The sequence below is a fragment of the Phenylobacterium sp. genome (assembly GCF_004297125.1).
Lineage (GTDB): Bacteria > Pseudomonadota > Alphaproteobacteria > Caulobacterales > Caulobacteraceae > Phenylobacterium.
In genome coordinates this window covers 97,455-123,295 of sequence record NZ_SCVD01000033.1, presented here as the reverse complement: position 1 = coordinate 123,295, position 25,841 = coordinate 97,455, and the positions used below count along the sequence as shown (strand labels likewise).

Genomic DNA, 25,841 nt, shown 5'->3' with positions numbered 1-25,841 from the left:
GAGTGCGGCTTCCCAATCCCGTTGCGGCGCCCATGCACGACATCCGAGCCATCCGCGAGACTCCCGAGCTTTACGAGAAGGCCTGGGCGGCGAAGGGCTCGTCCGGAAAGGTCGCCGCGATCCTGGACTTCGATGCCCGCCTGCGCGCCGCGCAGACCGCGGGGCAAGTGACCCAGGCCGCCCGCAACGAGGCCTCCAAGAAGATCGGCCAGGCCAAGGCCCAGAAGGACGAGGCCGAGGTCCAACGGCTGATGGCCGAGGTCGAGGCGCTGAAGACCGACCTGGCCAACCACGCGGAGATGGAGCGCTTGGCCGGTGAGAGCCTGCACGAGATCCTGGCCTCGCTGCCCAACATCCCGCTTCCGGACGTGCCGGTCGGCGCGGACGAGCACGATAACGTCGAGGTCCGCCGCTGGGGCGAGCCCTTCGCGATCTCCAATCCCAGGGACCACGTCGACATCGGCGAGGGCCTGGGGATGCTGGACTTCGAGGCCGCCAGCCGGATGAGCGGCGCGCGGTTCACCGTGCTGAAGGGCCAGCTGGCGCGGCTGGAGCGGGCCATCGGCCAGTTCATGCTGGATCTTCAGACCCAGGAGCACGGCTACCTCGAGGTGGCCCCGCCGCTGTTGGTCAATGACGCGGCCGCCTATGGCACCGACAAGCTGCCCAAGTTCGCCGACGACCTTTTCCGGACCACCGACGGCCGCTGGCTGATCCCCACGGCCGAAGTGCCGCTGACCAGCCTGGTGATGGGGCAGATCGTGGCCGAGGAAGAGCTGCCGCTGCGCTTCACGGCGCTGACGCCGTGCTTCCGCTCCGAGGCCGGCGCCTCGGGCCGCGACACCCGTGGCATGATCCGCCAGCACCAGTTCAACAAGGTCGAGCTGGTCTCCATCGTGGCGCCGGAAAAGTCCGAGGAAGAGCACGAGCGGATGGTGGGTTGCGCCGAGGCGGTGCTGAAGCGCCTGGAGCTGCCATTCCGCACCATGCTGCTCTGCACGGGCGACATGGGCTTCGGCGCGCGCAAGACCTTCGACCTGGAAGTGTGGCTGCCCAGCCAGGGCAAGTACCGCGAGATCAGCTCCTGCTCGAACTGCGGGGACTTCCAGGCCCGGCGCATGGACGCGCGGAGCAAGCAAGCCGGCGCGAAGGGCACGCGCTTCGTCCACACCCTGAACGGCTCGGGCCTGGCCGTGGGCCGGACCCTGGTCGCCGTCATGGAGAACTACCAGGACGAGGACGGCCGGATCGCCATCCCGCAGGCGCTGCGTTCGTACCTGCCGGGCCTGACCCATATCGGAGGGAAGGCTTGAGGATCCTGATCACCAACGACGACGGCATCCACGCGGATGGGCTGGAGGCGCTGGAGCGGATCGCGGCGAAGCTCAGTGACGACGTCTGGGTGGTGGCGCCGGAGTACGAGCAGTCCGGCGCCAGCCGGGCGCTGACCCTGGCCGAGCCGATCCGCGTGCGCCAGCTCTCCGAGCGCCGTTTCGCCGCCACCGGCACCCCGACCGATTGCGTGATGCTGGGCGTCAACGATCTGGTCCCGGGCAAGCGGCCCGACCTGGTACTCTCCGGCGTCAACCGCGGCGCGAACCTCGCCGAGGACGTGACCATGTCCGGCACGGTGGCCGGCGCCATCGAGGGCATGGCCCTCGGCGTGCCATCCATGGCCCTGTCGCAGATGGGCTTCTACGAGGCCGGCCAGAGCTTCGAGGCGGCGGAGACGTTCGGCCCGGGCATCATCAAGCGGCTGATGGAGATCGGCTGGCCCAAGGATGTCGTTCTGAACATCAACTTCCCCAACGGGGAGGTCGCCGACATCAAGGAGGTGGAGGTCACCCGCCAGGGCTTCCGCGACTTCCACGTCCGTCACAACGAGAAGCGCACCGACCTGCGTGGCCGCGACTACTATTGGGTGGGTTTCCGGCAGATCCCCTCCAGCCCGCCCGAGGGCACCGACCTGCGGGCTCTCTACGACGGCAAGATTTCGGTGACGCCGCTGCACATCGACCTGACCCATCTCGCCACCGTCCACGACCTGAAGGGTCAGCTGGGCGGCGTGCCGCCGAAGGCCTGACGCATGTCGGAACCGGACGACGACACGCCCGAGACGCGGATGGCCCGCCTGATCCTGGCGTTGCGCTCCCAGGGCGTGACCGAGCCCAAGGTGCTGTCGGCCATCGAGACCACGCCGCGCCCGTTGTTCACCCAGGAGCTGTTCCGGGACCGCGCGTTCGAGGATTCGGCCCTGCCCATCGCCTGTGGCCAGACCATCAGCCAGCCGTTCGTGGTGGGCCTGATGACCCAGGCGCTGAAGATCGACCGGCGCGACCGGGTGCTCGAGATCGGCACCGGCAGTGGCTACCAGACAACGATCCTCTCCAAGATCGCCCGGCTGGTCTACACGGTGGAGCGCTACCGGACCCTGATGAAGGAGGCGGAGAGCCGCTTCCGGGAACTGGGCCTGACCAACGTCATCACGCGGTTCGGCGATGGTGGCGAAGGCTGGCCGGAGCAGGCGCCTTTTGACCGCATTATGGTCACAGCCGCGGCGCCAGGTGAGCCGAAGGCTTTGCTTTCGCAACTGAAACCCACCGGGGTTCTGGTGGCGCCGATCGGGAAGGGGCCGGTCCAGGTCCTGCGGCGGTATACCGGCGACGGGCAGGGCGGGTTCCAGGTGGAGGACCTGATCGATGTCCGCTTCGTGCCGCTGCTCGACGGCGTGGCCAAGGAACTCTGACCTTTTCGTGTTGCGAGGCTTTTGAGTTGGCGGGGGCGTCGGCTCGCCGCCATCATCCCACCTCACGCCCCGAATGATTCTTGTTCGAGCTACTCCGGAGCGGCGATGACGCATCTCTTCGAACGTACGGCCTTGATCCTGCTCGCGGGGACGGCGCTGACGGCTTGCGGCACGCCGCGCTACGCCGTGAATCCGCCCCTGCTTCCGCTGCCGCCCGCCGTTACTCCGCAGGCCCCGCCGCCGCAGCTTGCCGCCGCGCAGCCCGATCCCACGCCCAAGGCCGCGCCGTCCATGGCGAGCGTCGAGTCCCGTCAACTTGCGCCCCTCGCTCCGGCCGCGGCCGTCCCCGGGGCTGCGCCGCCCCAATCGGCGCTGGCCCGCGCGTCCGAGCCGCCGTTGCTGGCGATCGCGCCCCCGGCCGAGGACGCCGCCGCCCGCGCCCGGTCGCGCACTCCGGCGGCGACATACACGGTCAAGCGAGGCGACACGCTCGCCGTGATCGCCGACCGCCTGGGCTCCGACATCGAGACGGTGGCCAAGGCCAACGGCCTGAAGAAGCCCTATCGCCTGCAGCCCGGCCAGGTGCTGAAGAACCCCAAGGCGTCGAACGCGGCCGCCCGGAGCGCCAAGCCGGCCGCACCGGCCGAGCCGACGACCTACACCGTGCGCTCCGGCGACACCCTCTACGCCATCGCCCAGCGCAACGGGACGACGGTAGAGGCCCTGCGCGAAGCCAACGGCCTGGGCCGCGGCGCCTCGCTCATCCCCGGCCGCAAGCTGAAGCTGCCGGGCGGCCCGGCCGAGGAGCGCGCCGAGGCGGCCGAGGACGACGCCGCACCCGCCGAACGGCCGGCGCCCCGCCGCCCGCAGACCGAGGCGCCGTCGCCCGCGCCGCGAGAGCAGGACGGCCGCGGCGTCACCAGCCGCGAGGTCACCGGCCGGGTGGTCGACGTCTCGATCCCGGGCAAGTCCTACAAGGTCAAGAAGGGCGACAACCTGGAGCGCGTCGCCGGGCGCCTCGATAGCAACGTCTCCGAACTCGCCAAGCTCAACAAGCTGAAGAAGCCCTACCGCCTGCAGCCAGGCCAGACGATCCGCGGGCCCGGGAGTTCGGCCAAGGCCTATGTGGTCGGGCGCGGCGACACCCTGTCCGAAATCGCGCGGCGGTTCAGCGTGACCGAGGCGGAGCTGCGCAGCGCCAACGGCCTGCGGCGCGGCGCCAGCGTCGCGCCGGGGCGCAGGCTGCGGCTGCCGGCCGGCTACCGCGATCGCGGCCCGATCACCACCACGACCCGGACGCCGGAACGGACGGAGTCCCCGCCCGCCGCCCTGCCGTCAACGCCCCGGCCCTACGAACCGACGCCGCGGCCGCCGTCGTCATTCGACACGCCGCCGCCCGTAGGCCAGGTGCTGCCGCCGCCGCGTTCGGCGCCGCGTCCGCCCGCCGTGGTCATGCCCGACCAGCCGCAGTCGTATCGCGCGCCGCCGGGCGGGGTGCCCGGTGCGCCGACCGCGACGCCGCCGCCGTCCGACGCCCAGATCAGCCAGATGGGCAGCGGGCTGTTCGCGTGGCCGATCCGCGGCCAGATCCTCTCCGGCTTCGGCGGCCGCGGCACGGGCCCGCGCAATGACGGCCTCAACATCCGCGCCAACGCCGGCGACCCCGTGCGGGCCGCGGCGGCGGGCGATGTGGTCTACGCGGGCGATCAGGTGCCGGGCTTCGGCAACTTGGTGCTGATCAAGCATGCGGACGGCTGGGTCACGGCCTACGGCCACCTGGGCCGGGTCGGGGTGCGGATGCAGCAGCGGGTGGAGCAGGGCCAGGAGATCGGCCAGGCCGGCTCGAGCGGCGGCGTGTCGGAGCCGCAGCTGCACTTCGAGATCCGCTACGCGCCGAGCCCGCAGGAACGCGCGAGACCCGTGGATCCCGCGCTGGTCCTGCCGAAATAGAAGCGGGGCTCTAGGCCCCGCGGTCGAGCACGCTCTCGGTGACGCCGCCGTGCTCCACCTTCACGCCCAGGTAGCGCATGACGCCGTCCCGGAAGTTGATGTCGGACACGGGCACCGACTGGTCGCGCTTGAGCTTGGTGAGGTCGGTCAGGGTCAGTCGCAGCGTCATGTCGCTGAGGTTGACCCCGTCGGCGATGGCCGCCTCGATCTGGGTGCGGAAGCGCGGGGCTGGGGGACCGGCGGGGCGCGGGGCGGAGGACTGGGCTGCGCGGCTCATTCCCGTCAGGCCGCGTTGAAGAAGCCGTGCTCGCCGACGATGCGGACGAGGCAGGGCTTACCGGCGTCTTGCGCCGCGCGGGCGCGCTTGTTGGCGGCGGCCTTGGCCACTTCCTTGTCCGGGCTCATGTCGGAGAACTCGCCGTCATGCTCTACGGCCCAGCCGGTCTCGTGGCGAACTACCGTGAAGATCGCGCGGTCGGGGGCGTTACGCATGTGAAGGTGCTCCAGTGAAGCCTTTGCGCCGCAGTTCTTGGGGCCGCGATTTCGTGCAAGGGCGTAAACCCCCATACTACAGGTAAATGAGGGATTTGTCGCGGTGGTCCCCAAATTATTAAGGGCTCAGCTTGCGCGACAGGCGAAATAAATTATGTTGAAGCTATCGAATATCGCACTGGATCGCGAGCTTTCCGCGCCGGGTTTTTCGAAATCCACCACCGCGGATCTACCCCGACCTCTCCGAGAATTTGATGCAAGCGTCGATCGTCGGCGCGAAATATTTGCACCCGGAAAGGGAACAAAATGGCTGTAGGTACTGTGAAGTGGTTCAACGCCACCAAGGGTTTCGGTTTTATCCAGCCCGATGACGGCGGCGCGGACGTGTTCGTGCACATCTCGGCCGTGGAACGCGCGGGCATGTCGGGCCTGAACGAAGGCCAGAAGGTCAGCTTCGAGATGGAGCGCGACAAGCGCAGCGGCAAGAACTCGGCCGGCCAGCTGCAGGCCGTCTAAGGCTCCAGAGCCCAGGATTGCGAAGGCCGGCGTTCAAGCGCCGGCCTTTCTCGTTTGAGCCGGGCCTCTGGCCCAGCCTAGAGCGGCAGGGGCTTGCCCAGTTCGCCCGCCAGGTCGCGGATGAACTGCCAGGCGACCCGCCCCGAGCGCGAACCGCGGAGCTGCGCCCATTGCAGGGCGCGGCGGTCCAGGTCGGCGACGCTCAGCTCGAAGCGCTGGGCATAGGCGGCGACCGCCGCCAGATAGGTCGGCTGGTCCATCGGCGGGAAACCCACCCAGAGGCCGAAGCGGTCCGACACGCTGACCTCCTCCTCGGCGTCTTCGTGGGCCGCGACCAGGCCGCGGTCCTCCTGGTGGCCGCGCGGCATCAGGTGGCGGCGGTTGGACGTGGCCACGAACATCACATTGGCCGGCGGGCCCGACACGCCGCCCTCCAGCGCCGACTTCAGCGCCTTGGCCGCCGCGGCGCCTTCTTCGAACGACAGGTCGTCGCACAGCACCACGAACGACTCGGGTCGGCCGCGCAGGCCGTCGAACAGGGCGGGGAGGGCGGTGACCTGGTCGCGGTCCACCTCGATCAGCTTCAGGTGCGGCGCCTTGGCCGCCACCGCCATGAACGCCGCCTTGGCCAGCGAGCTCTTGCCGGTGCCGCGCACGCCCCAGAGCAAGGCGTGGTTGTAAGGCAGGCCGCCCGCGAACCGCTCCAGGTTCTCCAGGAACCGCGCCTTCTGGCGGTCGACGCCCACCAGGCTCTCCAGGCTCAGCGGATAGTCGGGTGCGGCATGGAAGGCGCCGGTCTGCGGATCGTGCCGGAAGAGCCGCCCGCCGTCGAACGCCGCCGCCACGCCGGCGGGCGGGGCCAGCCGTTCCAGGGCTTCGGCGATGCGGGTGAGGAGGGGCGTAAGGTCGCGGTCCATACGGCGCAGGCCATACACGTAGGCGTTCCATTGCAAAAGCAGGCCCGTCCGCATAGCTTCCGCCGACTTTGGCGGGCCCCCACATGCGAGGGCGCTCGCTCGCGCATTTTTCGGAGAGGCTATGTTCGCCACCCCTGCCTACGCCCAAGCCGCCGGCGGCGCCGCTGGAGGCGGCCCTGAAGCGATGCTGCTGCAGTTCCTGCCGCTCGTCGCCCTGGTCGTGCTGTTCTACTTCCTGATGATCCGTCCGCAGCAGCGGCGGATGAAGCAGCACCAGGCCATGCTGAGCGCGCTGAAGCGCAACGACGTGGTGGTGCTCTCCTCGGGCATGATCGGCAAGATCGTGCGCGTCGAGGACAAGGAAGTGGGCGTCGAGATCGCCACGGGCGTCACCGTGAAGGTGGTCAAGACCATGATTTCCGACGTCCGGGCCCGCGGCGAACCGGCGCCGGCCAACGACTCCAAGGCGTAAAGCACACCGTCGATGATCACCGTCTCCCGTTGGAGGGTCATCCTCGTCGTCCTGGCGGCGCTGTATGGCATTCTCTTCACGCTGCCCAACGTGCTGCCGGCGTCGGTGCGCGACAGCCTGCCCGGCTTCCTGCCGAAGCAGACGCTGAACCTCGGCCTCGACTTGCAGGGCGGGTCCTACCTGCTCTACGAGGTGGACACCGCGGCCCTGCGCACCGAGTTGCTCACCAACCTGGTCGAAGACAGCCGCACCACGCTGCGTGAGGCGGAGATCGACTTCACCGGCCTGGGCGTGGTGAACGGCGAGGTGAACGTCCGCATCAACAACCCGGCCCAGGTCGACCAGGCGCTGAAGCTGCTGCGCGAACAGCTGGGTTCGGCGATGGCCACGGGCGCGCGCGACGTGACGGTGAGCTCGGCCCCCGATCAGCGTATCCGGGTCGCCTTCGTACCCCAGGCGCTCGACGCCCAGGCGGCCAAGGCGGTCGACCAGTCCATCGAGGTGATCCGCCGCCGGATCGACGAACTGGGCACCAAGGAGCCGGACATCCGGCGCCAGGGCTCCAACCGGATCTCCATCGCCGCCCCCGGCGAGAGCGACCCCAAGAAGCTGCAGGCCATCGTCGGCCAGACCGCCAAGCTGACCTTCCAGATGGTCGACGAGACGGCCGACCTGGCCCAGGCGCAGGCCGGCCGCGTGCCGCCCGGCACGATGCTGATCCCGGGCGACGATGTTCAACCCTTCTATGTCGTGAAGCGCCGCGCCCTGGTCACCGGCGAGATGCTGACCGACTCCCAGGCCAGTTTTGACCAACAGACCGGCCGGCCGGTGGTGACCTTCCGTTTCAACGGCCTGGGCGCCCGGCGCTTCGCCGACGCCACGGCCCAGAACGTCGGCAAGCGCTTCGCCATCGTGCTGGACAACAAGGTCATCTCGGCCCCCAACATCAACGAACCGATCAATGGCGGTTCCGGCCAGATCAGCGGCAATTTCACCACCGAAAGCGCCAACAACCTGGCGATCCTGCTGCGGGCGGGCGCGCTGCCCGCGCCCCTGACCATCCAGGAACAGCAGACCGTCAGCGCCGAGCTGGGCGCCGACGCCATCCGGGCCGGCGCGATCTCGCTGATGATCGGCGGCGTGGCGATCATCGTCTTCATCATCCTCGCCTACGGCCTGTTCGGGGTCTTCGCGGCCGTGGCGCTGATCGTGAACGTGCTGCTGATCCTCGGCATCATGTCGATGACCCAGGCGACGCTGACCTTCCCGGGCATCGCCGGCCTGATCCTCACGCTAGCCGTGGCGGTCGACGCCAACGTGCTGATCTACGAACGGGTCCGCGACGAGGCGCACGCCGGGCGAACGCCGATCATGGCCCTGGAACACGGCTACAGCCGCGCCCTGGTCTCGATCCTGGACGCCAACATCACCAGCGCCATTTCCGCCATCATCATGTTCCAGTTCGGCTCCGGTCCGATCCGCGGGTTCGCCTGGACCCTGCTGATCGGCGTCGTCACATCGGTGTTCACGGCCGTGGTCATCACCCAGGTCCTGATCGGCTTCTGGTTCCGCGCCACGAAGCCCAAAGCCCTGCCGATCGAGTAGAGACAGATCATGCCCTGGCCCCTCATCCGTCTCCTGCCGCGCGAGTTCCACGTCGATTTCGTCCGTGGCGCGCCCATGGCGGCGGTCATCTCCGCCCTCCTCATCGCGGGCTCCATCGGCTCCTTCGTCGTGCAAGGCCTGAACTTCGGCATCGACTTCGTCGGCGGCACCGCCATCGAGGTGCGCACCAAGGGCCCGGTGCCCCTGGGCGAGCTGCGCGCGGCCGTTCCGGCCGCGGGCGGCCACGACGCGCAGGTCCAGGGTTTCGGCCGTCCCGACACGGCGATCGTCCGGTTCCGCACCGAGGGCTCCAACACCTTCGTCGCCGCCGAGCAGGTGAAGCAGAAGCTCGCCGTCAGGTTCCCCGGGATGGAGTTCAAGCCGCCGGTGGTGGTCGGGCCGAAGGTTTCCAGCGAGCTGATGTCCGGCGGTTTCATGGCGTTGGGCATCGCGATGGTGCTGATGCTCGGCTACATCTGGTTCCGCTTCCAGCTTCAGTTCGGCCTCGGCGCCGTGGTCGCGGTGCTGCACGACGTGGTCCTGACGCTGGGCTTGCTGTCGCTCACGCAGATCGAGTTCTCCATGACTTCGATCGCGGCCCTGCTGACGGTCATCGGCTATTCGATGAACGAGAAGGTCATCACCTTCGACCGGCTCCGCGAGAACCTGCGTAAATACAAGACCACGCCGCTGCGCGATGTGATCAACAAGTCCGAGAACGAGCGTCTCTCGCGCACGCTGATTACCGGTTCGACGGCGATCCTGGCGCTGTCCGGCGCCCTCTTCCTGGGCGGCCCGGTGCTGTTCCCGCTGGTTTCGACCATGGTGTTCGGCGTCATCATCGGCACCTATTCGTCGGTCTACGTCGCCCTGCCGATCATCCTGCTGTGGGGCGTGAAGCGGAACGACGATCCGGCCGAGCCGCTGAGGCCGGCGACGGCGCGCCCCTGAGGCGCGCCTATCGTGGCCCGCGACGCGCCCACGATCGACGCCTATGGGGACGGCGGCTTCCGGCTGGCCGGCGTGCGGCACGAGGGCTCGGTGCTGATCCTGGCCGACGAGGCGCGGAGCTGGGACGTGGCGGCCATGGCCGACCTCAAGCTCTCCGACTTCCGGGCGGTGCTGGATGCAGGCGTCGCGGATGTCGAATTCGTCCTGCTGGGCACCGGCGCGCGCAACGCCTTACCCCCGCGCGAGGTGCGTGACGGCCTGCGCGCCGCCGGCCTGGGCCTGGAGTTCATGGACACCGCCGCGGCCGCCAAGCTCTACAACCTTCTGACCTCCGAGGGCCGCAGGCTGGCGGCGGCGCTGATCGCGATCTGAGCGTCACCTTCCAGCCCGTGACGAAACGCCCTATACCTCCGGCAAGGGCAGGGACTCAGAGGGTTAGTTACATGGCTGGACTACTCGCCAATTTCCGCAACACGATCATCGTCAGCTTCATCCTGGCGCTGGTCATCGTCGGCGCCTACGCCGCCGGTCCGCAAGGGACCGGTCCGGCCTACTGGCAGGCCGTCTTCCGCTGGCTACACGTCTTCTTCGGCATCCTTTGGATCGGGCTGCTGTACTATTTCAACTTCGTCCAGATCCGGAAAATGCCGGACATTCCCGCCGAGCTGAAGCCTGCGGTCTCCAAGTACATCGCCCCCGAGGCGCTGTTCTGGTTCCGCTGGGCGGCGCTCGCGACGGTTGTCATGGGCTTGGCGATCGCCGGTGTCCGCGGCTACTCGGGCGAGACGCTCTCGCTGGGCCTGGCCGGCGGCTACGACCCCGCGCTGGACCGGCAGTACACCCTGCTGGGCCTGGGCATGTGGCTGGGCATCATCATGATGCTGAACGTCTGGGGCATCATCTGGCCGAACCAGAAGCGCGCCCTGGGCATCGTCGAGGCGGACGCCGACACCAAGGCCAAGGCGGCGCGCATGGCCATGCTGGGCTCGCGCACGAACCTCCTGCTGTCGATCCCGATGCTGGCGTCCATGACGATGTCGCAGACCATCTTCAACTAGGGCCGCGAATCCCTGCGAGAAGGCCCGCCGACCGGCGGGCCTTTTTCGTTTTGGACGACCATGAGCGACGACCTCGACGACCTGATCCGCCGCGTGGACCCCGACCGCTGGCTCTCCAGCCGGTTCGTCGGCGATCCGGCCCTGCGCGCCGCCCTGATCGCCATCTACGCCTACGATCACGAACTCGCGCGAGCGCCCAGAGTCGCCTCCAATTCGCTGCTGGGCGAGATCCGCCTGACCTGGTGGCGCGAGATGCTGGACGAGGCCTACGAGGGCCGCCACGTCCGCCACCACCCGACCGCCCAGGCCCTGGCCGAGGTGATCCGGCGCCACGGCCTGCCGCGCGAGCCGCTAGAGGCGATGATCGACGCCCGTTACCGCGAGCTGGACGCGACGCCGATGCAGGCGAAGGAGGCTCTCGCCTGGGCGCGCGACACCGGCGGGCGGGCCGCCGAGCTCGCGGCGTCGATCCTGGCGCCCGACGCCGATCCCGGGCCCGCCCGCGCCGGCGGCGCCGCATGGGCCTTGGCGCGCCTCGCCGCGCAGGAGCCCGGATTGGCCGACATATCGAGGAGGACCACGGAAGGCGCGCGCAAGGCGGTCCGAACCCTGACGGAGCCGGCCTTTCCCGCCGTCGCGCACGCCGCGCTAGTCGGCCGCAGGCGTTCCCCCATCATCGATCGGCTGAGAGTGATCCTCGCCGTCGCCCGCGGCAGAATCTGATCTATTCCGCCGCCTCCAGAGCCGGGGCGCCCTCGGCCCAGGCCTTGAGGTCGGCCAGGGCGCGCTCGCCCATCAGCCGCTTCTTGATCCGGGTCTTCTCCTTCGACCCCAGCCGGTTGCCCTCGGCGTCGCGCTTCGGCGGCTCCATGGGGGGCAGCAGGCCGTAGTTGATGTTCATGGGCTGGAACGAGCCCTTGCCGCCTTCCAGGTGCCCGCCGGTGATGTGGCCCACCAGCCCGCCCAGGGCCGTGGTCTCCGGCGGGGCTTCGATCGGCCGGCCCAGACGCTCGGCGGCGGCGAAGCGGCCGGCCAGCAGGCCCACCGCCGCGCTCTCCACATAGCCCTCGACGCCCGTCACCTGGCCCGCGAACCGCAGGCGCGGCTGAGCCTTCAGGCGCAGGCTCTTGTCCAGCAGGCGGGGCGAGTTGATGAAGGTGTTGCGGTGCAGCCCGCCCAGCCGCGCGAACACGGCCTTCTCCAGGCCCGGGATCATCCGGAAGATCTCGCTCTGGGCGCCGTGCTTCAGCTTGGTCTGGAAGCCGACCATGTTCCAGAGTGTGCCCAGAGCGTTGTCCTGGCGCAGCTGGACGATGGCGTGGGCCTTCACCAGCGGGTCGCGCGGGTTGGTCAGGCCCACCGGCTTCATCGGCCCATGGCGCAGGGTCTCGCGGCCGCGTTCGGCCATCACCTCGATGGGCAGGCAGCCGTCGAAATAGGGGACGTTCTCCCAGTCCTTGAACTCGGACTTCGGCCCCGCCAGCAGGGCGTCGATGAACGCCTCGTACTGGTCCTTGGTCATGGGGCAGTTGATGTAGGCCGCCGCGTCGCCCCCCGGGCCTTCCTTGTCGTAGCGGGACTGGCGCCACGCCACGTCCATGTCGATCGAGTCCAGGTTGACGATCGGCGCGATGGCATCGAAGAACGAGAGCTGGCCTTCGCCGGTCAGCTCCAGGATCGCCGCCGACAGCGCCGGCGAGGTGAGGGGGCCGGTGGCCAGGATCACGCTGTCCCACTCGGCGGGCGGCAGGCCGGCGACTTCCTCGCGGGCGATGGTGATCAGCGGATGAGCCTCGAGCCGCGCGGTGACAGCCTCGGAGAAGCCCTCGCGGTCGACGGCCAACGCGCCGCCGGCCGGCACCTGGTGGGCGTCGCCTGCGCTCATGATGATCGAGCCCAGCGTGCGCATCTCGGCGTGCAGCAGTCCCACGGCGTTGCCCGTCCAGTCATCGGCCCGGAACGAGTTGGAGCAGACCAGTTCGGCCAGCTTGTCGGTCTGGTGGGCGTCGGTGCCGCGGACGGGGCGCATTTCGTGCAGCACCGCCGGCACACCGGCCTGGGCGATCTGCCAGGCGGCCTCCGAGCCGGCCAGGCCGCCGCCGACCACGTGGATAGGGTTCTTTGTCATGCGTGGCGTACTAGCAACGAACGACAAGGATCGCGAGCGGGGCCTTGCACGCTTAAGAGCGCACACGGCAAGGTTCTCCCCGAAGGGGCTGGCCGAGTCGCACTCGGACCAAGCAGGACGGATGACCAAGTTTTCTCCCAGTGATGCGGCCATGGAAGGCTTCCGCCTGACCAAGGAACACCCCGGCGTGATGCTGGCGTGGAGCGCGGTCTACTTCGGCGGCATCCTGCTGATCGCGCTGGTGATGATGGCCACGCTCGGTCCGCAGTTCATCACCCTGGCGCGCAAGGGCCAGCTGACCCCCAACGATCTGGAGGAGGTGGCCAACCTGCTGGCCGCGTCCTGGCCGGCGTTCCTGCTGGTGCTGCTGATGACGGCGCTGCTGATGTCGATCATCACCGCGGGCGTCATGCGCCTGGTGCTGCGGCCGACGGAGCACGGCTTCGCCCACCTGAAGGTCGGGCGGACCGAGCTGAAGCTCACCGCGGCCAACCTGCTCTGCATCGGCCTCTACGCCGTCTCGGTGGTGCTGGGTCTGGTGTTCACCGCCGGCGCGTCTCAATTCGGTTCGTTCGGCGCGGTGCTGGCCGTCGGGCTGGTCGCGAGCTTCGGCATCTGGATCGGCGTGCGCCTGTCCCTGCTGCTGCCGACGGTGTTCGAAACCGGCCAGATCTCGCTGCGGCTGGCCTGGTCGCGCACCAAGGGCCACTTCTGGCCGCTGCTGGGCATGATCGTCCTGGCGGTGATCTTCTACGTGATCGTCTGGATCCTGTTCAGCATCATCAGCTTCGCCGTCGTCGAGCTCTCCGGCGGAGAGGCGGCGATGCAGGACATCGGCCGCCTCACGCCCCTCACCGCCATCGCGGCCGTGGTCACTCTGATCATGCAGCTGCTGCTGCAGGTCCTGCAGATCGTGATGATCTACGCGCCGTTCGCCGTGGCGCACCGCGAGCTGGTGCTGGAAGACGCCCCGCCCGCGGCCGAGGCCTTCTAGGCCGCTGAGCTGGGCCGGGCGCCGACGCGCTCGTGCCAGGCCTTGAGGTTCGCGAACCCATCGTCCAGCGGCAGGCCGATCCAACCGGCGAAGTCCACCGTGGACAGGAGGCAGATGTCGGCCATGGAGTAATGGTCGCCGGCCACGAACGCCTTGCCGTCCAGCTCGCGGTCCAGCCACTTCTGGGCGCCCTGGTAAGTGGCGGCGTTGGACTCGCCGAAGTCCTTGTACTGGGTCAGCAGCGCGGCGGTGCGCGGGTGGGCGTGGCGCCAGTACATGCCCACGGGAGTCATCACCGTGAACTCGATCCGGCGGATCCACATGTCCACCAGCGCCTGTTCGACCGGCGTGGTGCCGAACAGCGGCGGCTCGGGTTTCGTCGCTTCGAAATAGCGGCAGATCGAGACGGTCTCGGAGATGCAGGTCCCGTCGTCCAGCTCCAGGGTGGGCACCTGGCCCATCGAGTTCTTCGCCTTGAACTCCGGGCTCTTGTGCTCGCGCTGCATCAGGCTCACCGGCGTCTCGGCAAGCTCGATCCCCTTCTCGGCCAGGAAAATGCGCACGCGCCGCGGGTTCGGCGCCGGATTCGGCGCGCCATACAGGATCATTGCTGTTCCATCCCCTTGTTGTTGGGGAAGGCTATTTCAAACGCCTGTTCGCGGCTACCCGTCTTGGAAGAGGAGGGATGGCTAGGCCCCGACGAGCTTCTTCACGCGCTCGCCGCGACGCTGGCGGTGGCGTTCCAGGAGCTCGCCGAGGTAGCGGCCGGTCCAGCTCTTGGGTTCGGCGGCCACGTCCTCAGGCGAGCCCTGGGCCACGATCTGGCCGCCGCCGTCGCCGCCCTCGGGCCCGAAGTCGACGATCCAGTCGGCGGTTTTCACGACGTCGAGGTTGTGCTCGATGACGACCACGGTGTTGCCCTGGTCGGCCAGCTCGTGCAGCACCTCCAGCAGCTTCTTGGTGTCCTCGAAGTGCAGGCCGGTGGTGGGCTCGTCCAGGATGTAGAGGGTCTTGCCGGTGGCGCGGCGCGACAGCTCCTTGCTGAGCTTCACGCGTTGCGCTTCCCCACCGGACAGCGTCGTCGACGACTGGCCGACCTTCACGTAGCCCAGGCCCACGCGCTTCAGGGTCTGCATCTTCTCGCGCAGGACCGGCACCGCCTTGAAGAACTCGGCGGCCTCCTCGACGGTCATGTCCAGCACGTCGGAGATGCTCTTGCCCTTGAACAGGATCTCCAGCGTCTCGCGGTTGTAGCGCTTGCCGTGACAGACATCGCAGGTGACGTAGACGTCCGGCAGGAAGTGCATTTCGATCTTGATCAGGCCGTCGCCCTGGCAGGCCTCGCAGCGTCCGCCCTTGACGTTGAAGCTGAAGCGGCCGGGACCGTAGCCCCGGGCCTTGGCCTCGGGCAGGCCGGCGAACCAGTCGCGGATGGGCTGGAAAGCGCCGGTATAGGTGGCCGGGTTCGACCGCGGCGTGCGCCCGATCGGCGACTGGTCGATGTCGATGACCTTGTCAAAGTTCTCCAGTCCCTCGATCCGCTCGTGCGGCGCGGGCGCGTCTGCGGCGTTGTGCAGCCGCCGCGCGGCGGCCTTGTAGAGCGTCTCGATGGTGAAGGTGGACTTGCCGCCGCCGCTGACGCCGGTGATGCAGGTGAAGGTGCCCACCGGGATCTCGGCGGTCACGTTCTTCAGGTTGTTGCCGGTCGCGCCCACGACCCGGATCACCTTCTTCTTCGAGATCGGGCGGCGGTCGTCCGGCACGGCGATCTCGCGCGTACCCACCAGGTACTGGCCGGTGAGGCTGTTGGGGTTGGCCATGATGTCCTGGGCGGTGCCCTGGGCGATGATCTCGCCACCGTGGACGCCGGCCGCCGGACCCATGTCGATGACGTAGTCGGCGGTGAGGATCGCCTCTTCGTCATGCTCCACGACCAGGACGGAATTGCCGAGGTCGCGCAGGCCCTTCAGCGAGACCAGCAGGCGGGCGTTGTCGCGCTGGTGCAGGCCGATGGACGGCTCGTCCAGTACGTACAGCACGCCGGTCAGGCCTGAGCCGATCTGGCTGGCCAGGCGGATCCGCTGGCTCTCGCCGCCGGACAGGGTTCCGGAATTGCGGCTGAGGTTGAGGTAGTCCAAGCCGACGTTGACCAGGAACCGCAGCCGGTCGTTGATCTCCTTCAGGATTCGGCGGCCGATCTCCATCTGCTTGTCGCTGAGCTGGCCTTCCAGGCTCTCGAACCAGGCCTGGGCGCTCTTGATCGCGAGCCGGGAGACCTGGCCGATGTGCTGGCCGGCGATCTTGACCGCCAGGCTCTCGGGTTTCAGGCGATAGCCCTCGCAGGCCAGGCAGGGGGTCTCGGACTGGTAGCGGCCCAACTCCTCGCGCACCCAGGCGCTGTCGGTCTCGCGCCAGCGGCGTTCCAGGTTCGGCAGCACGCCTTCGAAGGTCTTGTTGACCTCGTACTTCCGCGCGTTGTCGTCGTAGACGAAGCGGATCTTCTCCGCGCCGGAGCCGTAAAGGATCACGTTCTTGGCCGGCTCGGGCAGCTTCCAGAACGGCTCGTCCATCGAGAAGTCGTAGTGCCGCGACAGCGCCTGCAGGGTCTGGGTGTAGAGCGGCGAGGGGCCCTTGGCCCAGGGCGCGATCGCCCCCTTGTGCAGGCTCTTGTCCTTGTCGGGCACGACCATGTCGGCGTCGAAGGCCAGCTTCGCGCCCAGGCCGTCGCAGACCGGGCAGGCGCCGTAGGGGTTGTTGAACGAGAACAGCCGGGGCTCGATCTCGCTGATGGTGAAGCCGGAGACCGGGCAGGCGAACTTCTCGGAGAACAGCAGCCGCCTGGGTTCCTTCTGACCTTCGGCGAGGTCCGCCCACTCGGCCACGGCGATGCCGTCGGCCAGCTTCAGCGCGGTCTCCAGGCTGTCGGCGTAGCGCGCCTCCTGGCCGGCCTTGGTGACGATCCGGTCCACGACGATGTCGATGTCGTGCTTGAACTTCTTGTCGAGGACAGGCGCGTCCTCGATCAGCATCAGCTCGCCGTTGACCTTCACCCGCTGGAAGCCGGCCTTCTGCCATTCGGCGAATTCCTTGCGGTACTCGCCCTTGCGCCCGCGCACGACGGGGGCCAGCAGGTTCAGGCGGGTCCCGTCGGGCAGGGCGTTCAGCTTGTCGACCATCATCGAGATGGTCTGGCTCTCGATCGGCAGGCCGGTGGCCGGCGAATAGGGCACGCCCACCCGCGCCCACAGGAGGCGCATGTAGTCGTGGATCTCGGTCACCGTGCCCACGGTGGAGCGCGGGTTGCGGCTGGTGGTCTTCTGTTCGATGGAGATGGCCGGCGACAGGCCCTCGATCAGGTCCACGTCCGGCTTGCTCATCAGTTCCAGGAACTGGCGCGCATAGGCCGACAGGCTCTCGACGTAGCGGCGCTGGCCCTCGGCGTAGATGGTGTCGAAGGCGAGCGAGCTCTTGCCGGACCCCGACAGGCCCGTGATCACGACGAGTTCGCCGCGCGGGATGTCGACGTTGACGTCCTTGAGATTGTGCTCGCGCGCGCCGCGCACGCGGATGAGGTTGTGCTGGTCGGCCATACTGTCCCGGAAACACGGAGGGCCCGCGAAAGGGTCCTTCCGCGAGACCGCCTAATGTAGGTGACGGGACTCAGGGATAACACAGGAACGTATAGCGAACAAATCGCCTGCGACCATGCGCGCGCGAGGTCTGCTGACACCACGGTGGCAGCAGCGGCGCGAGGCTGGCCGCGTCGCTTGAAGCTGCTACCCTGCAGCGGGGCGACGGCAGAAGGGTCGGCATGGCGGAGACGGCGCGGGTTGTGCCGCTGAGGGCGCAGGCGACGCCGCACCGGGCCAAGGTGCTCGGCGGGTTCCGGCTGACGCTGCCCGACGGGGCCGACGCCACGCCCAGGGCACGCAAGACCCGGGCGCTGCTGGCCTTCCTGCTGGTCACCCGACAGGCCTGGACGCGCGAGCGGCTTGCCAACCTGCTGTGGAGCGACCGGGCCGACGAGCAGGCCAAGGCCAGCCTGCGCCAGGCGCTCTACGAACTGCGCGACCTGACGGCCGGCCCCGACCCGCTGCTGGTGGTGAAGCGCGACGAGGTGGCGGCGCGGAGCGACGCCTGTCAACTCGACCTGGACCGGCTGCTCGACCTGGCGCGGGCGGGCGAGGTCGGCCTGCTGGCGCAAGGGCTCACGGGGGCCCAGCTGACCCTGCTGGCGGACCTGGACGGCGCGGGCCGAGACTTCGACGAGTGGCTGACCTGGGAACGGTTCCAGGCCCGCGAGAAGCTGCTGGGGGCGTCCGTCGAGGCTGGCCAGGCGGCGCTGGCGGGCGGGCGGTTCGCCGAGGTCCGCAAGCTGGCGGAGACCCTCGAGGGCCTCGATCCCCTGAGCGAGCCCGCGGCGCGGCTGGGCCTGGCCGCCGACCGCGCCGCGGGCGACCTGTCGGCGCTCCACCGCCGCTACGACCGCTTCGCCAGACGGCTGAAGGCGGACCTGGCCGTGGAGCCGTCCGCCGAGACCCAGGCGTTGCTGAAGCGCGCCGCGCCGCGTCCGGCCGCCAGCGAGGCGGAGCCGGCCGCCAACCCCGGCCTGACGCGCCGCCGCATCTGGCCCTGGCTCGCCGCGGCGGCGCTGGTGCTGGTCCTCGCGGCGGCCTGGGGCTGGAGTCGCTGGACCGCCCTGCCGGCGTCGCCCTCGGTGGCCGTGCTGCCGTTCAAGGCCGCGGGTGTGGGCCCCCAGGACGTCTACTTCGGGACGGGGGTGGCCGAAGCCGTGCTCGACCTGCTGGGCCGCGATGCCGACCTGAAAGTTGTGGGCAGCGGGTCGGCGCGCCTCCTGGCGTCCGCCGCCGATCCGCTCCAGGCCGCCCGGCGGCTGGGCGTGGACTATCTGCTGCGCGGCGAGACGCGCGCCGGCGGCGGCCGGACCTCGGTGAGCGCGCATCTGGTGCGGGTCCGCGACGGGCGCACGGTCTGGCACGGCCTCTATCAGCGGCCGGCCGAGGACATCTTCGCCGTCCAGAACGCAATCGCTGCGGCGGCGGCCCAGGCCCTGGGCGCCCGCGTCGCGCCGCGCGCCAACCCACACCTGACCACGCGGCCCGAGGTCTACGACCGCTACCTGCAGGCCCGCAGCCTGGCCCGCGAGCGGCGCACGGCGCCCCTACTGGAGGCGCACCGCCTGCTGCTGGAGGCCGCCGCGCTGGATCCCGACTATGCGCCGGCCTTCGCCAACCTGGCGCAGGTGACGATGCTGCTGGCCGACCATCCGACCTCGTATGGCGACATCCCGATCCCGCAAGCCCAGGCCGAGGCGCGGCGCTATGCCAGGCGCGCCCTGGAGCTCGCGCCGGACCTGGGGGACGCCTACGCCGCCTATGGGCTCATTTCGCTGAGCGACGCCCAGTCGCTGCCGTTCTACGCCCGCGCCGTGGCGCTGGAGCCACAACGGCCCGACTACCACCGCTGGCTCGCCCAGGCCTACAGCGCCGTGGGCCGGGAGGCCGACGCCCTGGCGGAGTACCAGCGCGCCGCGGCCCTCGATCCGCTGCTCTGGCTCTCCATGGACCATCTGGTGGGCCAGTTGTCGTTCATGGGCCGGACGGACGAGGCCGCCGCCGTGGTCGAGCGCTTCGCCCGCGTGTCCAACGACCCGCACGGGGTTGCGCGCGTGCAGGCCGCCCTGGCCGGCCAGCAGGGGCGGCTCGCCGCCTTCCTGCGTCTCACCGAGGCGGCTTCGAAGCGTTGGCCCGCGGAGCGCACGCTCACCGCCGACCTCGCCAAGGCCTGGCTGATCCTGGGCGAGCGGGAACGGGCCGCCAGGGTGCTGCCGCAGCGCGAGGTGATCGGCCGCCTGGCGCTGCTGGGAGACACCGAAGGGCTGGCGCGCGAAGCCCGGCGCATGGGCCCCACCTTCTGGCAGACCGAGCCGGGCTATTGGGACTTCGCGGACGGGCTGGTGCAGGGCGGCCATGGCGCGGTGCTGCTGCAGCTCTACGACGCCGAGTTCGACAGCGTGGCCGACTTCTACGCCCGGGCGCCTTCCAAGGCCCTGCCGACCGGACCCGCCCTGATCGCGGCCCTGAACGAAGCCGGCCGCAGGGCGGAGGCGACGGCCCTGGCGTCCCAGCTGCTGAAGCGGCTGGACGAAGACGTCCGCGCGGGCATGGATCCGGGTCACGCCGCCTACGACCGCGCCGCAGTCCTGGCGCTCACCGGACGTCCCGACGACGCGGTGGCGCAACTGGAGGCGGCGGTGCGGGGGAGCTGGGTCAACATGGCCTGGATGCCATCGAGGCTCTCGGATCGCCTGGCGTTTCGCGGCCTGCGCGGCGACCGCCGGCTGGCCGCCGTCCAGGGTGAGTTGGACGCCAAGGTGAATCAGCAGCGGGGGCTGCTCGGCCTGCCCGCCCTGCCGAAATGACCTTTCCAGGTCGCTTTTGACGCGGCTTTGACGATCGTTTGCGCCGCCGGATGATGGGCGTCCGCCAGACCTGACCGCACGAAGCGATCAGGGAAGCCTCAGACAATGCGTATCCTATTCGCCGCGATGGCCGCGGCGCTGGCGAGCTCTCCCGCGTGGGCCCAGCGGGCCGACGACAATGCGGTGAAGTCCGCCGACGACGCCTTCGGGACCAGCGTCGGCAATGAGGACATTGGCCTCTACCGGCCCGTCGAGGTTCGCGGTTTCAGCGCGGTGGATGCGGGCAACGTCCGCATCGACGGTCTCTACTTCGACCGCCAGACCGACCTGTCGGCGCTGATCGCGCCGGGACAGACCATCCGGGTGGGCATCTCGGCCCAGGGCTACCCGCTGCCGGCCCCCACCGGCATCGTCGACAGCGAACTGGTCCGGGTCGGCGACAAGCGGGTCGTGAGCCTGGTCGCCAGCCGGGGCCCGTTCGACGGCTACCTGGCCGAGGTCAACGCCAAGCTCCCGCTCGTCGAGGGCCGCTTCGGCCTGGCCCTGGGCGCCAGTGTCTCGAAGTACGCCTACGAGTACGGCAACAGCGAACGCGACGTCTCGCTGTCGGCCGCGGCCCAATGGCGGCCCGTCGACGGCCTGGAGATCGTCCCGTTCTACGACCGCTATGCGGTGACCCGCGCCGAGGCCCTGCCGCTGATCTTCGTGGACGGACCGCACCTGCCGCCGCGGTTCAAGCGCGGACGGTTCTTCGGCCAGGCTTGGACCGACGGCGAGAACGTGGGGACCAACTATGGTGTGGTGGCGACTGCGGCCCTGGCCGCCGGCTGGACCGTGAAGGGCGGCCTCTTCCGATCGGTGTTCAAGTCCGAGCGGAGCTTCGCGGACCTCTATCTGAACACCACGGCGGCGGGCGTCGCGGACCACCTGATCATCGCGGACCCTGCGCAGTCGTTCGCGTCCACCTCAGGCGAGCTGCGGCTGTCCCGAAGCTTCGAGGAAGGGCCGCGCCGGCACACCGTTCACCTGATCGTCCGGGGGCGCGACCAGGATCGCCGCTATGGGGGTTCGGACGTCTTCGAGGCCGGCAAGGCCGTGGTCGGCGTTCCGGTCGACCTGCCGGAGCCCGCCTTCATCTTCGGCCCGCGGACCCGCGACAAGGTGAGCCAGTGGACCGGCGCGGCGGCCTACCAAGGCCGCTGGGACGCCTTCGAGCTCAGCGGCGGCCTGCAGCGCACCCGCTACCGCAAGACCGTCCGCGAGCCCGCCGCCCAGCCGCAGGAGGGCCGCGACGACGCCTGGCTCTACAACCTCGCCGGCGCCTGGAAGGCGACCGACCGCCTGGCCTTCTACGCCAGCTACACGACCGGGCTGGAGGAGGGTGGCGTGGCGCCCGAGAACGCCAGCAACAAGAACGCCGCGCCGCCGGCGATCCGCACGAAGCAGGTGGACGCCGGCCTGCGCTACGCTCTGACGTCCGAGCTGAAGGTCGTCGCGGGCGTCTTCGACGTCAGGAAACCCTACTACAACCTCGATCGGGCGAACCTCTATCGGGAACTCGGCGAGGAGCGGCACAAGGGCGTCGAGGTCTCGCTGTCGGGCCAGCTGGCCAGCGGCCTGACGGTGGTCGCCGGCGTCGTGCTGATGCGGCCGCGGGTCACCGGCGAGGAGGTGGACGCCGGCCGGATCGGCAAGATCCCGGTCGCCCAGGTGAAGCGCCTGGCCATCGTGGGCCTGGACTACCAACTCCCATGGGTCGAGCGGCTCTCGGTGAGCGCCACCGTCACCAGCCTAAGCGCCCGCGAGGTCAGCCGCGACAACCAGTTGCAGATCCCGGCGCGCACCACGCTGGACCTCGGCGCCCGCTACCGGTTCAAGGTCGGCGACGCGCCGGCCACGGTGCGGGTCTCGGTCGCCAACGTCTTCGACAAGTACGGCTTCCGCACCAACACCTCGGGCGTATTCACCCCGTTGGCCCAGCGGCGCTACAGCATCACCCTGGCGGCGGACTTCTAGGTCCGCCGGCGGCCCGCCCAGGCGTAGAGGCTCGCCATGATCCCCGCATAGGCGACCAGGGCCAGGATCGGCGCGGGTGGGAAGTCCTCCGGCACGATCGCCAGGGGCGCGCCGGAGTTGGTGGCGACGATCAGGCCGGACAGGGCGACGTTGAACAGGCTCTCGCCGACGATCAGGCCCGAGACGACGAGAACGCCCAGCCGCTTCGCCGCCTCGCCGTCGGGGCGCTTCTCGACCCGCTTGTCGTAGAGCCAGCCGCTGACCGCCCCAAGCACCACCGGGATGGTCAGGGTGGCGGGCAGGTAGATCGCCATGCCCACGGCCAGCGGCGGCAGGCTGTAGCGCTTGGTCCGGCGCAGGGCCTCATCGATCAGGATCAAGCCTATGCCCACCAGGGCGCCTATGCCGATCAGGCCCCAATCGAGCTGGCCGCCCACCACGCCCTTGGCGATGGTTGAGATCAGGGTGGCCTGCGGGGCGGGCAGGGGATCGTCGGCGATGGCGTTGATGTTGGGCGCGCCAGCGAAGCCGTTGGAGCGGTTCAGCAGGTCCAGGATCGGCGGGATCATGGCCGAGCCGGCGACCACACCCACCACCAGGGCCGCCTGCTGGCGCCACGGCGTGGCGTCGACCAGCTGGCCGGTCTTGAGGTCCTGCAGGTTGTCGTTGGCCGCCACCGCCACGGCCAGCAGGGCGCTGGTGACCAGCAGCGCGAAGGCCACCAGAGGCATGGGATCGCCCATGGCCGCGCCCGCGCCGATCGCCGCCACGATCAGGGAGGCGCCGAGCACGGCCAGGATGGCCAGGCCGGACACCGGGCTGTTCGACGAGCCGATCAGGCCGGCCATGTAGCCGCAGACCCCGGCCACGGCGAACCCGGCCACGGCGATGTAGGCCAGCGAGGCGGCGGTCAGCGGGATGGCCACGGGCGCGAGTTCGCCCGCCCGCAGGAAGTTGAAGATCAGTACGCCCAGGGGGATCAGGCAGAGGGCCGACACCGCGGCCACGATGCCGATGGGGATGTCCTGTTCCGTACGGTCTACGCCGGCGCCGGCGGCGCGCAGGCTCTGGGCGCTGAGGGCGCCGGAGAGGCCCTTCCAGACCGGCGCGGCCAGCTTGGCCAGGGTCCAGATGGCCGAGATGCCGATGGCGCCGGCGCCGATGAAGCGCACCTTGGTCGTCCAGATCGCCCGCGCGGCGTCGGCGGTGGAGGCCGTGGCGTCGGGGTAGAGGCCGGTGAGGACGGGGACGGCGATCCCCCAGGCGATGACGATCCCGGCGAGCATGGCCATGCCCACGGCGACGCCCATCAGGTGGCCCGCGCCGAACAGGGCCAGGGACATGGAGGCCCCGATCCCCGTCGCCCCTGCGCCTACCCGGAAGAAGCCCGCGACCTCGCCGGCCAGCGCCCGCGTGCCCACGGCCAGAGCGAACAGCGCCGAGCCCGCGCTGCCCAGCAGGATCGCGGTGAGACCCCGCTTGCCGTCGGCGGCGGCCTCGGCGCTGTCGCCGCGCATGCCCGAGCCGACCTTCAGCACCTCGGCGGCGGCGACGCCCTCGGGGTAGGGGAGCGGCGAGTTGGTCACCAGCGCCCGGCGCAGCGGCACGGTGTACATCACCCCCAGAACCCCGCCGATCGCGCAGAGGCCGAAGGTGGTCCAGAACGGGAAGCCGCTCCACGCGCCGACGATCACCAGGCCCGGTAGCACGAATATCACCGAGGCCATGGCGCCCGCCGCCGAAGCCACGGTCTGGACGATGTTGTTCTCCCAGATCGTCGCGTCCTTGAACGCGCGCAGCAGCGCCATGGAGATGATCGCCGCCGGGATCGAGGTGGCGACCGTCAGCCCGACCTTCAGGCCGAGGTAGACATTGGCCGCGGTGAACACGAGGCAGATCAGGATCCCCAGCAGGATCCCCCGGAACGTCAGCTCCACGCGCCGGGCTTCAGCCCCTGCCGCCACTGTCATGCGAACTTCCCCACTCTCCAGCGCAGTTAGAGCCCGAGCCGAGGCCCGGCTCAAGCGGCTAGCGGGTGCGGCGCAGCTCCAGGATGTCCAGCTTCGACTCGTACGCCGGCCAGGGGAACGCGATCCGCCAGCGGTTCTCGCCGATGCGCCGGACCTCGCCGATCAGGTCGCGATCCGGCTCGGACCCGTACCGGGGCGTTCGGGCCTCGTCGCCCAGCTCCAGCACGCCGACGAAACGGGCCTTGTACCGGTCGTCGGGGCAGACCAGGCCCACAGGGCGCTGGGAGCCGTTGGTCTTCTCCAGGATCAGGTCGCCGCCCGGCGTCAGCGTCACCCGGCACCTGAACCAGCCGTAGGCGACGTAGGGCAGCATGCCTTCGCGCGCGGCGCCCAGCTTGATGGTCCGGCACTGATAGGCCCCGGGCGTCGGCTGCGGGCGGTTGAGCCTGATGCGCGGGTCGGCGGTCGGGCCCAGGCGGCGCAAGGCCTCGGCGGCGCCGCCCTTGATGGCGTCGCCGCGCCCGTCGCGCCACGCCTGTTCCAGGCGCGACAGGCGCTCGGTGTCCGCGCGGGTGGGCGTGCAGGTCGTGGGCTGGGCCGATGCGGCCGCGGCCATCGCGGTCAGGACGAAGGCGATCGGAAGCGCTTTGAACATCTGCCGGGACCGGCGCAGGCGGTCAGAACCTGCTCTTGTAGGCTACCCGCGTGGGACCCACCCGCAAGCCCTGGTCGTCGCTCCATTCCGCCTTTGCGCGCACCTCGATCTCGGGGATGTCGCCGGCATCGTCGCCGTCGTCGAGCTTCAGCGCCCGGCGTTCGGCTTGCGTGGACGGCGCGCCGACCGGACTAGGTGCGATCATGTCGCGGCGCATGATGAGCGCCGGAACGCGGGACGGGGTGGTGAGCCGCGGGGCGGAGGCCACGACGGCGGTGGGCCAAGCCTGAGCGAGGGCGGGAAGCGGGGCCGACGCGATCGCCGCGGCGGCGATCAGCAGATACAGCGCGCGGTGCAATTCAAGCTCTCCAACGTGTGACCGCCCGCAGAACCCTCTCAGATCACTTTGGTTTCACTTTGTTACGATCACCTGAATGTCAGGCCCGTTCGATACGCGCCGCGTAGCAGCCGGCGCCCGCATAGTGGGCGTGCAGGTAGGCCACCTGGGGATCCGCCAGCAGCCGCGGGATGGCGGCCTCCAGCTCCGGCGTCGGGACCAGGTCGGCGTCGATCATCATCCCGCTCGCGTCGAAGGCGCGCAGCGACAGGAACTTCCGTGCGCGGAACACGGGCGGGAGCTCGCCCGGCGCGAAGGAGGTGTCGGCCGCGTTCTCGCGGACGAAGATCGCGTGGCGCGAGCGGAATGGCGTCTCCGCCGGCTGGTGCTCGTAGTTGAGCAGCAGGACGCTCTCGCCCGGTTCGGCGTCGGCCAGGGTCACCCGGCAGGGCGCGCCGGGGCCATCGACGGTGCGGCGGAGGATGCCGCGCCCGGCGAGTTCGGTGTCGGACAGGGTGAAGAGAGGCTGGAAGGGCGCCACGGGCAGGGCGCTGACGACGAACGACATTTGGGGTCTCCTGTACTCGCCAGG

The 25,841-nt window shown here is 69.8% G+C and carries 24 protein-coding genes; 14 read left to right on the top strand and 10 right to left on the bottom strand.

Going from position 1 to position 25,841, the window contains the following annotated elements:
- The first annotated feature begins 32 nt into the window (after positions 1-32).
- The 4 genes from serS (at position 33) to EPO51_RS23005 (ending at position 4,696) form a co-directional block, all read left to right on the top strand.
- Positions 33-1,313 (top strand): serine--tRNA ligase, encoded by a 1,281-nt coding sequence (gene serS / locus EPO51_RS23020; RefSeq protein ID WP_293355218.1) that lies wholly within the window; start codon positions 33-35, stop codon positions 1,311-1,313.
- The gene (gene surE / locus EPO51_RS23015) at positions 1,310-2,083 is read left to right on the top strand and encodes a 5'/3'-nucleotidase SurE (RefSeq protein ID WP_293355215.1); all 774 of its coding nucleotides are present in this window, start codon (positions 1,310-1,312) and stop codon (positions 2,081-2,083) included. The genes serS and surE overlap by 4 nt, the downstream gene beginning before the upstream one ends.
- Positions 2,084-2,086: 3 nt before the next feature.
- Complete coding sequence (locus EPO51_RS23010; RefSeq protein ID WP_293355212.1) at positions 2,087-2,746, top strand: protein-L-isoaspartate(D-aspartate) O-methyltransferase; 660 nt, start codon at positions 2,087-2,089, stop codon at positions 2,744-2,746.
- 105 nt (positions 2,747-2,851) lie between these two features.
- Positions 2,852-4,696: a LysM peptidoglycan-binding domain-containing protein gene (locus EPO51_RS23005; RefSeq protein WP_293355209.1), complete on the top strand. Its 1,845-nt coding sequence runs from the start codon at positions 2,852-2,854 to the stop codon at positions 4,694-4,696.
- 10 nt (positions 4,697-4,706) lie between these two features.
- On the opposite strand, the gene EPO51_RS23000 is transcribed toward EPO51_RS23005, so the two are convergent.
- Together EPO51_RS23000 and EPO51_RS22995 are read right to left on the bottom strand one after the other, a co-directional pair.
- The gene (locus tag EPO51_RS23000) at positions 4,707-4,973 is read right to left on the bottom strand and encodes a hypothetical protein (protein WP_293355206.1); all 267 of its coding nucleotides are present in this window, start codon (positions 4,971-4,973) and stop codon (positions 4,707-4,709) included.
- A 5-nt stretch (positions 4,974-4,978) separates the two neighbouring features.
- Positions 4,979-5,188, bottom strand: coding sequence for a hypothetical protein (locus EPO51_RS22995; protein ID WP_293355203.1), 210 nt, complete (start codon positions 5,186-5,188; stop codon positions 4,979-4,981).
- Between the two features lie 306 nt (positions 5,189-5,494).
- Here EPO51_RS22995 and EPO51_RS22990 point away from each other — a divergent pair, with 306 nt between their 5' ends.
- Positions 5,495-5,704, top strand: coding sequence for a cold-shock protein (locus EPO51_RS22990; protein WP_293355200.1), 210 nt, complete (start codon positions 5,495-5,497; stop codon positions 5,702-5,704).
- Between the two features lie 77 nt (positions 5,705-5,781).
- On the opposite strand, the gene EPO51_RS22985 is transcribed toward EPO51_RS22990, so the two are convergent.
- Positions 5,782-6,621 (bottom strand): ATP-binding protein, encoded by an 840-nt coding sequence (locus EPO51_RS22985; RefSeq protein WP_293355281.1) that lies wholly within the window; start codon positions 6,619-6,621, stop codon positions 5,782-5,784.
- 184 nt (positions 6,622-6,805) lie between these two features.
- On the opposite strand from EPO51_RS22985, the gene yajC reads away from it, so the two are divergent.
- The 6 genes from yajC (at position 6,806) to EPO51_RS22955 (ending at position 11,430) form a co-directional block, all read left to right on the top strand.
- On the top strand, positions 6,806-7,093 hold the full coding sequence (gene yajC / locus EPO51_RS22980; protein WP_465246628.1) for a preprotein translocase subunit YajC: 288 nt from the start codon (positions 6,806-6,808) through the stop codon (positions 7,091-7,093).
- Between the two features lie 12 nt (positions 7,094-7,105).
- Complete coding sequence (secD, locus tag EPO51_RS22975; protein WP_293355194.1) at positions 7,106-8,698, top strand: protein translocase subunit SecD; 1,593 nt, start codon at positions 7,106-7,108, stop codon at positions 8,696-8,698.
- A gap of 9 nt (positions 8,699-8,707) precedes the next feature.
- Entirely contained in the window at positions 8,708-9,649 is a 942-nt protein-coding gene (secF, locus tag EPO51_RS22970; RefSeq protein WP_293355191.1) for a protein translocase subunit SecF, read from the top strand.
- 12 nt (positions 9,650-9,661) lie between these two features.
- Positions 9,662-10,021: an Mth938-like domain-containing protein gene (locus EPO51_RS22965; RefSeq protein ID WP_293355188.1), complete on the top strand. Its 360-nt coding sequence runs from the start codon at positions 9,662-9,664 to the stop codon at positions 10,019-10,021.
- 71 nt (positions 10,022-10,092) lie between these two features.
- The gene (locus EPO51_RS22960; RefSeq protein ID WP_293355185.1) at positions 10,093-10,707 is read left to right on the top strand and encodes a hypothetical protein; all 615 of its coding nucleotides are present in this window, start codon (positions 10,093-10,095) and stop codon (positions 10,705-10,707) included.
- A gap of 60 nt (positions 10,708-10,767) precedes the next feature.
- Positions 10,768-11,430, top strand: coding sequence for a squalene/phytoene synthase family protein (locus EPO51_RS22955; RefSeq protein ID WP_293355182.1), 663 nt, complete (start codon positions 10,768-10,770; stop codon positions 11,428-11,430).
- Position 11,431: 1 nt separating this feature from the next.
- Here EPO51_RS22955 and trmFO read toward each other — a convergent pair whose 3' ends face one another.
- Positions 11,432-12,835 carry a methylenetetrahydrofolate--tRNA-(uracil(54)-C(5))-methyltransferase (FADH(2)-oxidizing) TrmFO gene (gene trmFO / locus EPO51_RS22950; RefSeq protein WP_293355179.1) on the bottom strand — a complete coding sequence of 468 codons (1,404 nt, stop codon included), beginning with the start codon at positions 12,833-12,835 and terminating at the stop codon, positions 11,432-11,434.
- Positions 12,836-12,956: 121 nt separating this feature from the next.
- Here trmFO and EPO51_RS22945 point away from each other — a divergent pair, with 121 nt between their 5' ends.
- Positions 12,957-13,829: a hypothetical protein gene (locus EPO51_RS22945; RefSeq protein ID WP_293355176.1), complete on the top strand. Its 873-nt coding sequence runs from the start codon at positions 12,957-12,959 to the stop codon at positions 13,827-13,829.
- Here EPO51_RS22945 and EPO51_RS22940 read toward each other — a convergent pair.
- Together EPO51_RS22940 and uvrA are read right to left on the bottom strand one after the other, a co-directional pair.
- Complete coding sequence (locus tag EPO51_RS22940; RefSeq protein ID WP_293355173.1) at positions 13,826-14,437, bottom strand: glutathione S-transferase family protein; 612 nt, start codon at positions 14,435-14,437, stop codon at positions 13,826-13,828. The genes EPO51_RS22945 and EPO51_RS22940 overlap by 4 nt on opposite strands.
- Positions 14,438-14,518: 81 nt before the next feature.
- On the bottom strand, positions 14,519-17,419 hold the full coding sequence (gene uvrA, locus EPO51_RS22935; protein WP_293355170.1) for an excinuclease ABC subunit UvrA: 2,901 nt from the start codon (positions 17,417-17,419) through the stop codon (positions 14,519-14,521).
- A gap of 221 nt (positions 17,420-17,640) precedes the next feature.
- Between uvrA and EPO51_RS22930 the strand changes: the two genes are divergently transcribed.
- Positions 17,641-20,271 (top strand): BTAD domain-containing putative transcriptional regulator, encoded by a 2,631-nt coding sequence (locus EPO51_RS22930; RefSeq protein ID WP_293355167.1) that lies wholly within the window; start codon positions 17,641-17,643, stop codon positions 20,269-20,271.
- A gap of 105 nt (positions 20,272-20,376) precedes the next feature.
- Complete coding sequence (locus EPO51_RS22925) at positions 20,377-22,287, top strand: TonB-dependent siderophore receptor (protein ID WP_293355165.1); 1,911 nt, start codon at positions 20,377-20,379, stop codon at positions 22,285-22,287.
- On the opposite strand, the gene EPO51_RS22920 is transcribed toward EPO51_RS22925, so the two are convergent.
- The 4 genes from EPO51_RS22920 to EPO51_RS22905 all read right to left on the bottom strand — a co-directional run bounded on the left by EPO51_RS22920 (position 22,284) and on the right by EPO51_RS22905 (position 25,817).
- Positions 22,284-24,257 carry an OPT family oligopeptide transporter gene (locus tag EPO51_RS22920; RefSeq protein ID WP_293355162.1) on the bottom strand — a complete coding sequence of 658 codons (1,974 nt, stop codon included), beginning with the start codon at positions 24,255-24,257 and terminating at the stop codon, positions 22,284-22,286. The genes EPO51_RS22925 and EPO51_RS22920 overlap by 4 nt on opposite strands.
- 58 nt (positions 24,258-24,315) lie before the next feature.
- Positions 24,316-24,912 carry a DUF4893 domain-containing protein gene (locus tag EPO51_RS22915; RefSeq protein WP_293355159.1) on the bottom strand — a complete coding sequence of 199 codons (597 nt, stop codon included), beginning with the start codon at positions 24,910-24,912 and terminating at the stop codon, positions 24,316-24,318.
- A gap of 22 nt (positions 24,913-24,934) precedes the next feature.
- On the bottom strand, positions 24,935-25,270 hold the full coding sequence (locus EPO51_RS22910) for a hypothetical protein (RefSeq protein ID WP_293355156.1): 336 nt from the start codon (positions 25,268-25,270) through the stop codon (positions 24,935-24,937).
- A gap of 79 nt (positions 25,271-25,349) precedes the next feature.
- On the bottom strand, positions 25,350-25,817 hold the full coding sequence (locus tag EPO51_RS22905; protein ID WP_293355153.1) for a DUF1203 domain-containing protein: 468 nt from the start codon (positions 25,815-25,817) through the stop codon (positions 25,350-25,352).
- Between the last annotated feature and the right edge of the window lie 24 nt (positions 25,818-25,841).